The 8,031-nt window shown below is 76.8% G+C and carries 7 protein-coding genes; 3 read left to right on the top strand and 4 right to left on the bottom strand.

Features of this window, described 5'->3' with window-relative positions; all coding sequences use genetic code 11:
- Nucleotides 1-23: 23 nt before the first annotated feature.
- On the bottom strand, nucleotides 24-701 hold the full coding sequence (gene eda / locus CS2_RS16975) for a bifunctional 4-hydroxy-2-oxoglutarate aldolase/2-dehydro-3-deoxy-phosphogluconate aldolase (RefSeq protein ID WP_082740327.1): 678 nt from the start codon (nucleotides 699-701) through the stop codon (nucleotides 24-26).
- Nucleotides 698-2,176, bottom strand: a complete 1,479-nt coding sequence (gene uxaC / locus CS2_RS16970) for a glucuronate isomerase (RefSeq protein ID WP_070320864.1) — start codon at nucleotides 2,174-2,176, stop codon at nucleotides 698-700. Before uxaC ends, eda begins: the two co-directional genes overlap by 4 nt.
- Nucleotides 2,177-2,415: 239 nt before the next feature.
- Between uxaC and CS2_RS16965 the strand changes: the two genes are divergently transcribed.
- The 3 genes from CS2_RS16965 (at nucleotide 2,416) to CS2_RS16955 (ending at nucleotide 5,773) form a co-directional block, all read left to right on the top strand.
- Nucleotides 2,416-3,414 (top strand): LacI family DNA-binding transcriptional regulator, encoded by a 999-nt coding sequence (locus tag CS2_RS16965; RefSeq protein WP_070320863.1) that lies wholly within the window; start codon nucleotides 2,416-2,418, stop codon nucleotides 3,412-3,414.
- Nucleotides 3,411-4,916: a mannitol dehydrogenase family protein gene (locus tag CS2_RS16960; RefSeq protein WP_070320862.1), complete on the top strand. Its 1,506-nt coding sequence runs from the start codon at nucleotides 3,411-3,413 to the stop codon at nucleotides 4,914-4,916. The genes CS2_RS16965 and CS2_RS16960 overlap by 4 nt, the downstream gene beginning before the upstream one ends.
- Before the next feature lie 341 nt (nucleotides 4,917-5,257).
- Nucleotides 5,258-5,773 carry a septum formation family protein gene (locus CS2_RS16955; RefSeq protein WP_070320861.1) on the top strand — a complete coding sequence of 172 codons (516 nt, stop codon included), beginning with the start codon at nucleotides 5,258-5,260 and terminating at the stop codon, nucleotides 5,771-5,773.
- 100 nt (nucleotides 5,774-5,873) lie between these two features.
- Here CS2_RS16955 and CS2_RS16950 read toward each other — a convergent pair whose 3' ends face one another.
- Both CS2_RS16950 and CS2_RS19185 read right to left on the bottom strand, forming a co-directional pair.
- Nucleotides 5,874-7,712: an amidase family protein gene (locus tag CS2_RS16950; protein ID WP_233421246.1), complete on the bottom strand. Its 1,839-nt coding sequence runs from the start codon at nucleotides 7,710-7,712 to the stop codon at nucleotides 5,874-5,876.
- 77 nt (nucleotides 7,713-7,789) lie between these two features.
- A partial coding sequence (locus CS2_RS19185; protein WP_176573222.1) for a hypothetical protein occupies nucleotides 7,790-8,031 on the bottom strand: 242 nt, incomplete at its 5' end.

The raw sequence follows: 8,031 nt of genomic DNA, 5'->3' as shown, positions 1-8,031 counted from the left end.
TCTCGCGGAGGGGGTGGGCGGCGTCAGGCGGGGCGCAGGGTTGCTGCGAGCGCGACCGCGTCGGCGACGAGCGCGCGGACGCCCGTGACGTCGCCGGCGCGCACGAGGTCGCGCGGGACCATCCACGAGCCGCCGACCGCGGCGACGGCCGGCAGCGCGAGGTACTCCGCGAGGTTCGCGGGCCCGACGCCGCCGGTGGGGACGAAGCGCACGCCGCCGAACGGCGCGGCGAGCGCCGCGATCGCGGCAGCGCCGCCGGACGTGCCCGCGGGGAAGAACTTCACCGTGGTGACGCCGAGCTCGAGCGCGGCCTGGACCTCGCTCGCGGTGACCGCGCCGGGCAGCGCGAGCACGCCGTGCTCGGCGCAGCGCTCGACGACGGCGCGCGACGTGCCGGGCGACACGACGTAGTCGGCGCCGGCCGCGACGGCCTGGTCGACCTGCGCGGCCGTCAGCACGGTGCCGGCGCCGACGAGCACGTCGCCGCGGGCGCGCAGCGCGCGGATCGCGTCGGGTGCGGCGGCGGTGCGGAACGTCACCTCGGCGACGGGCAGCCCGCCGCCGACGAGCGCGGAGCCCAGCGCGTCGGCGTCGTGCGCGTCGTCGACGACGACGACCGGGACGAGCCGGTGCGCGGCGAGCCGCGCGAGCACGTCCGCGGGTGCGGCGACCGCGGCGGCCCGGGCCGGCGAGCCGGTCACGACCGGGCCCCCTGCGGGACCGCGGCGGCCGGGCCGGGATCGGCGGCGCCCGGGCGTGCGTACGCGCGACGCGGCAGGCCGTACGCGAGGTCGACCGCGGTCTCGAGCGCCTCGTCGAGGTCGAGGCGGTGCTCGACGACGAGGCGCGCGAGGAAGCCGGCGTCCACGCGCCGCGACAGGTCGTGCCGCGCCGGGATCGACAGGAAGGCCCGCGTGTCGTCGACGAACCCGGTGGTGTTGGCGAAGCCCGCGGTGTCGGTCACGGCCTCGCGGAACCGGCGCATGCCGTCGGGCGTGTCGAGGAACCACCACGGCGCGCCGAGCCGCACCGCCGGGTACACGCCCGCGAGCGGCGCGAGCTCGCGGCTGAACGTGTCCTCGTCGAGCGTGAACAGCACGAGCCGCAGGTTCGGGTGGTGCCCGAACGCGGTGAGCAGCGGGCGCAGCGCGCGCACGTACTCGGTCGCGACGGGGATGTCGTAGCCCACGTCGGGCCCGCGCTCGGCGAGCACGCGCGGGTCGTGGTCGCGCAGCGACCCGGGGTGCAGCTGCATGACCAGGCCGTCCTGCGTGGACATGCGGGCCATCTCGAAGAGCATGTGCGCGCTGAACGCCTGCGCCGCCGCCGCGTCGACGTCGCCGCGCAGCGCCGCCGCGAACACCGCGGCCGCGTCGACCTCGTCCATCGGCGTGGTGTCGGCGCGCACGTGGCCGTGGTCGGTCGCGCGGGCGCCGGCCTCGACGAACGCCCAGCGGCGCGCCTCGAGCGCCGCGACGAACTCGCGGTACGAGCCGATCGACGTGCCGGCACGCTCGGCCAGCAGCGCGACGTCCTGCGCCCAGCCGGGCCGGTCGGGGTGCAGCACCGCGTCGGGCCGGAACGTCGGGACGACCCGCTCGCCCCAGCCGCGCGCCGCGAGGTCCGCGTGGTCCGTCAGGGACGCCCACGCGGGGTCGGTCGTCGCGATGATCTCGATGTCGTAGCGGTCGAGCAGGGCGAGCGGGCGGAAGCCCGGCTCGGCGAGTCGCGCCGCGATCGTGTCGTAGGCGGCGTCGGCCGTCGTGGCGGACAGCCGCTCCTCGACGCCGAGGATGTCGACCAGCACGTGCTCGAGCCAGAACCGCGTGGGCGTGCCGCGGAACAGGTGCCAGTGCGCCGCGAACGCGCGCCAGATCTCGCGCGGGTCGGTCTCGACCGGGCGGCCGTCGCGCCGCGGCACGCCGAGCGCGTCGTGCGGGACGCCCTGCGAGACCAGCATGCGCACGAGGTAGTGGTCGGGGACGACCAGCAGCGACGCGGGGTCGCCGAACGGCTCGTCGCGCGCGAGCAGGCCCGCGTCGACGTGGCCGTGCATCGAGACGATCGGCAGGTGCTGCGTGGCGTCGAGGATCTGCCGGGCCACGGGGCGCGTGACGGGGTCGGCCGGCAGGGCACGGTCGGGGTGGAGCGCCCAGCGGGCGGTGGGATCGGTCATGCGGTCCTCCGGCGGTGGGCCGCGGCGGCGCAGCGGTGCGCAGCCGCGGTGCGGGCGTCCTCGCCCACCACGATGAATACGTTTGCAGGACGACCCTGCCAGGCGATCACGGGACAACGCAAGGCCGATGCGCGATCGCTTGCACCCGCCGAGAGCCGCATGATGAAATCGCATTCATCGCGTCGGCGCACCGGGACCGGCGCCCGCGGGCCGCCCGGCCCCGACGCGGAGGAGCACCCATGGCCGTCACGCTGCGCGACGTCGCACGCGCCGCCGGCGTCTCCCCCGCGACCGCGTCGCGCGCCCTCAGCGCGCCCGACCTCGTGGCCCCCGAGCGGCGCGAGCTCGTGCAGCGCGTCGCGCGCGAGCTCGGCTACCGCCCCAACCGCGCCGCACGCGAGCTCATCACCGGACGCAGCGGCCACCTGTGCCTCGTCGTGCCCGACCTCGAGAACCCGTTCTTCTCGGCCGTCGCCAAGGCCGTGCAGGCCCGCGCCCGCGGCGCCGGGCACGCGGTCGTCGTCGCCGACGCCGAGGAGGACCCGCTGCTCGAGGCCGAGCTCGTCGCGCAGCTCGGCGCGCAGGCCGACGGCGTGCTGCTGTGCTCGCCGCGCATGTCCGCCGAGGACCTCGCCGACGTCGCCGCGGGCGACCGGCCCGTGCTGCTCGTCAACCGCGAGGGCGCGGGCCTGCCGTCGGTCGTCGTCGACAACGGCGACGGCGTGCGCCAGGCCGTGCGGCACCTGCGCGCGCTCGGCCACCGCCGCGTCGCGTACGCGGGCGGCCCCGCCGGCTCGTGGTCCGACGCGCGTCGTCGCGACGGCCTCGCGACCGCCGGGGTCGACGTCGAGGTCGTCGACCTCGGCGCGCACGCCCCCGTGTTCGCGGGCGGCGTCGCCGCGGCCGACCTCGCGCTCGCGAGCGGCGCGACCGCCGTGCTCGCGCACAACGACCTCGTGGCGCTCGGCGTCCTGGACCGGCTGCGCACGCGCGGCGTCCGAGTGCCGGACGACGTGTCCGTCGTCGGGTTCGACGACGCGCCCGTCGCGACGCTCGTGACGCCCGCGCTCACGACCGTCGCGGTGCCGCTCGCACGTCTCGGCCGCACCGCCGTCGACCTGCTGCTGGCACCGCGCGACGACGCCGCGCCGCGCACCGTGCTGCCCGTCGAGCTCGTGGTGCGCGGGTCGACCGCACCGCCGCCCGACCGCCGACCCGACCTCGTGGAGCCCCGATGACGCCGCCCCGCCTGTCCGCGACCACCTGGGCGCAGCGCGCCGCGCGTGGCCTGCCCGACGCCGTGCGCGGCCCCGCGGTCGACCCGCGCGAGCTCACGGTCGGGCAGGTCCACCTGGGGATCGGCGCGTTCCACCGCGCGCACCAGGCCGTGTGCACCGAGGACGCGGCGGCCGCGACGGGCGAGACCGGCTGGGGCCTGCTGGGCGTCACGCAGCGCAGCCCGCGCGTCGTGCAGCAGCTCGGCCCGCAGGACGGCCTGTACGGCGTCCTGACGACCGCGGCCGACGCGTCGAGCGTGCGGCTCGTCGGCTCGGTCCGCGAGGTCGCGTACCCGGGGCGCGACACGGCGCGCGTGCTGGACGCGCTCGCGGCGCCGACGACGCACGTCGTGACCCTCACCGTGACGGAGAAGGGCTACCGGCGGCGACCCGACGGGCGCCTGGACACCACGGCGCAGGACGTCGCGGCGGACCTCGCGGCGGCGGCCGCGGAGCTGCGAGGCCCCGACGACGCGGCCGCGGGCACGCCCATCGGCACGCTCGTGCGCGGCCTCGTGCGGCGGCACCGCACGTCGGACGCACCGCTGACGGTCGTGTGCTGCGACAACCTCACGGAGAACGGCGGCGTGCTCGCGGGGCTCGTCGGGCAGGCGCTCGCGGCGGTGCCGGGGTCCGACGACGTCGCGGCGTGGGTCGCGTCGTCGGTACGCTTCCCGTCGACCATGGTCGACCGGATCGTGCCCGCGACGACCGACGCGCACCGCGCCGAGGCCGCGGCGCTGCTGGGCCTGCACGACGAGGCGCTCGTGGTCGGCGAGCCGTTCTTCCAGTGGGTCGTCGAGGACGCGTTCGCCGCGCCCCGCCCCGCGTGGGAGCGCGCCGGTGCGACGTTCACGCACGACGTCGCCCCGTTCGAGCGCGCCAAGCTGCGCGTGCTCAACGCGGCGGACTCGACGCTGGCGTACCTCGGCGCGCTGCGCGGCCACGCGACGATCGCCGAGGCCGTGGCCGACCCGGACCTCGCGGCGGTGGTCCGCGCGCTGCTCGACGAGGACGTGCTGCCGACCCTGGTGGCGCCCGAGGGCACGGACCTGCGGGCGTACCGCGACGAGGTGCTGCACCGGTTCGCGAACCCGCGCACCGGGCACACGACCGTGCAGGTCGCGATGGACGGGTCGCAGAAGCTGCCCGTCCGCCTGCTGGGCACCGTGGCCGACCGGCTGGCCGCCGGCGCGGTGCCGCACGCGGCCGCGCACGCCGTGGCGGGGTGGGTCGCGTACGTGCGCGCGGCGTCCTCGGGTGAGCTCGTGGTCGACGGCCGGACCGTCCCGCTCGACGACCCGGAGGCCGACCGCCTCGCCCGGGCTGCGTCCGGCCCCGACCCGGTCGCGGGCCTGCTCGCGCTGCGGGAGGTCTTCCCGGCGGAGGTCGCCGGCTCGGAGGCGTTCCGCTCCGCGGTCCGGTCCGCGCTGAGCGACCTGCAGCCGGCGCTGACGCGCTGACCCGTGCGACCACTGGTCACTTCGGGGCCCGACACCACCCCTCCCGGTGACCACTGGTCACTTCGGGGCCCGACACGCCGTGACACGGCGCTCGATCTGACCAGTGGTCGGTGTCGCGTGGGCGAGCCAGCGCCCGATGTGACCAGTGGACGGTGCGGGCGGCGGCGAGGTCGCGCTCACGGCCGGGCGTCACGCGCGTCACGGGTTCCGCCGCGCGTGACCTGCACGGACACCCGTCCGGGTGAGACGTGACGCGACCCACAGCAGCCTCACAGGGATTCACCCGGACGCGCGCCCAATTCGGTATCCACCGGACGAACGTCCTGGTTGGATCGCTGGACGTGACTTCCCGTACCTTCCGCTCCGCCCTCGCCCCGCTCGCCGTCGTCGCGCTCGCCGTGACGCTCTCGGGCTGCGGCTCCATCCTCGACGCCGTCACGGGCGACTCCGCCCCGGAGGCGCAGCGCGACCAGCCCGGCGGCGAGATCACCGCGTCCGCCGAGGCCGACGTGTTCTCGCTCCAGGTCGGCGACTGCCTCAACTACCTCGACTCGTCGGACGCGACCGAGTTCTCGTCGCTGCCCGCGACGCCGTGCTCCGAGCAGCACGACGCGGAGATCTACGCCGAGACGAAGCTCACCGACGAGCAGTACGAGGCCGGTGACGAGTTCTACACGCAGTACTGCGAGGGCGAGTTCGCCGGCTTCGTCGGCACCGAGTACCTCGACTCCGCGCTGGACTACACGCTGCTGTACCCGACCTCGGAGAGCTGGGCGGCCGGCGACGACGTCCTGCAGTGCATCGTCGTGCACCTCGACGGCGGCCTCACCGGCACCATGCGCGACTCGGGCCTCTGACCCCTGCCGCACGCACGACGGCCCCCGCCCGGAGCACCGGGCGGGGGCCGTCGTCGTCCCGCGTGGCCCCGCCCCGGGGGACGCGACCACGCGGCGCCGCTCAGCCGAGCGGCCCGTACAGCGCGGGCGTCGTGCGTGCCCGGGTCGTCTGCTCGAAGTCGTACGCGAGGCCCAGCAGCGTGCCCTCGTCGAACGCGCGACCCACGAGCTCGAGGTTGACCCCGGCCCCCGGGACCGTCGCGTCCTCGGCCGTCGCCTGCCCCATGGGCACCGTCACGGCCGGCAGGCCCGTGTTGGGGCTCAGCCGCATGTTGGTGCCCTGCGTGCCGTAGGGCACACCGCCCGGGTAGGCGATCGCGTCGAGGTCGAGGTCGTCCATGAGCTGCGTGACGTACGCGCGGCCCGTCGCGAGCGCGACCGTGTGGCTGCCCGTGGGGCCCGCCCACGCGTCGTACTGCTCGTCGGTGACCGCGGCCCGCTGCTCGTACACGCCGCGGCGCGACGTCACGAAGTGGTCGGTCGCGAGGATGTCCTCGATGGTGCGGGCCTGCACCTGCGGCGCGAGGTGCCGCTCGACGTACGCGGCGAGGTCGCGGCGGAACTCGTTGGTGCTGCCGCTCGGCTCGTTGAGGACCGCGGAGAGCTCGGGCGACGAGGGGATCTCGACCAGGGTCGCGCCCCGCGCCTCGAGCGCCGCACGGGCCTGCGCCCACAGCCGCACGGTCGTGCGGTTGCTGCCGACCATCGACGCGACGTAGCCGATGCGCGTGCCGTCGAGCGCCTCGGGGTCGAGCGCCGCCGTGTACGACTCGGGCACGTGGCCCGCCTGGGCGGCCGTCACCGGGTCGGCCTCGTCGACGCCGACGACGGCGTCGAGCGCGACGGCCGCGTCGAGGACCGAGCGGGTCATGGGGCCGCCCGTGTCCTGGCTCAGCGCGAGCGGGATGATGCCGTCGCGGCTCGCCAGACCGACGGTCGGCCGGACCCCGACGAGCTGGTTGTACGACGACGGCACGCGGATCGAGCCGCCCGTGTCGGTGCCGAACCCGATGCCGGCGAGGTTGGCCGCGATCGCCGCGCCCGTGCCGCCCGACGAGCCGCCCGCGCTGCGCGACGTCGCGTACGGGCTGGCCACCCGCACGGTCGAGCCGACGGGCTGCCCCGCCGAGAACTCGGACACGAACCCGTAGGCGAACTCGTCGAGGCTCGCCTTCGCGAGGATCACGGCGCCCGCGTCCCGCAGGCCGGCGACCATCGTCGCGTCGGTCGTGGTCCGGTTGTCCGTCCAGCAGCCGCAGCCGCCGGTGGTGGGCATGTCGAGCGTGTCGTAGTTGTCCTTGACGGCGACCGGGACGCCCAGCAGCGCGCTCGTCATGCCGTGCGCGGCACGCTCGGCGTCGGCGGCGGCCGCGGCCGCGAGCGCGACGTCGCTCACCGCGATGACCGAGCTCAGCGGACGCCCGCCGGCACCCGTGTCGACGAGGGTCCGGTCGTAGGCGGCTATCCGGTCGAGGTACGCCTGCGTGAGCGCGACGGACGTCGTGACGCCCGCGTTCATCGCCGCCTGCATGTCGAGCACGCTCGCCTCGACGAGCTCGAACGGGCCGTCGTCGTAGACCATCCGCTGCGCGACGGCGGCGAGGTCGGCGACCGTGAGCGTGCCGTCGCCGTCGACGTCGGCCACGGCGACGTCCGACCAGCCCGGCGACGCCGAGGTCGCGCCGAGGTGGGCGGCGACGACGTCGAGGTCGGCGGCGGTGACCTGGCGGTCGCCCGTGACGTCGAGCTCGGTGAGGTACGGCGTGAGGAACGTCGCGCTCGCCGGCCCCGGGGCCGGGACGGGCTCGGCGACCGCGGGGGTCGCGACGGCGGCGGCGAGCACGAGGCCCCCCGCCACGGTGACGGCCGCGACGCCGCGGCGCTGGTGCTGTCGGTGCACGGGTCGGCTCCTGCGGTTCGGGGAGGTGGGGGTCTGCGGGTCCGGGCGTGCGGACGAGGTCGGGTGGGTCGGTCGGGTCATCGGGACGCCACCGCCCGGCGGCGGACGAGCACGGCACCGAGGCCGAGCGCGGCGAGCGCGACCGCGAGGACGCCCGCGACCTGCGCACCCGTGGCGCTCAGCGCGCCCGCGCCCGCGCCGGTGCCGGTGCCGGTGCCCGTGCCTGCGGCCGCGCCGGCGGGGGTCGTCGCCGAGGGGGACGGCGCCGCGGCGCCGCCGTCGGAAGGCGACGGCGCGGGTGCGGTCGGGGCGGGCGGGG

It is taken from the genome of Cellulomonas iranensis NBRC 101100 = JCM 18110, assembly GCF_001552375.1.
Lineage (GTDB): Bacteria > Actinomycetota > Actinomycetes > Actinomycetales > Cellulomonadaceae > Cellulomonas > Cellulomonas iranensis.
Note: the sequence above shows the minus strand (reverse complement) of the source record. Positions and strands in the feature narration are given on the sequence as shown.

Coding starts and splice junctions, on each gene's coding strand:
- uxaC (WP_070320864.1), bottom strand. CDS start 2,176: ATGACCGATCCCACCGCCCGCTGGGCGCTCCACCCCGACCGTGCCCTG.
- CS2_RS16965 (WP_070320863.1), top strand. CDS start 2,416: ATGGCCGTCACGCTGCGCGACGTCGCACGCGCCGCCGGCGTCTCCCCC.
- CS2_RS16960 (WP_070320862.1), top strand. CDS start 3,411: ATGACGCCGCCCCGCCTGTCCGCGACCACCTGGGCGCAGCGCGCCGCG.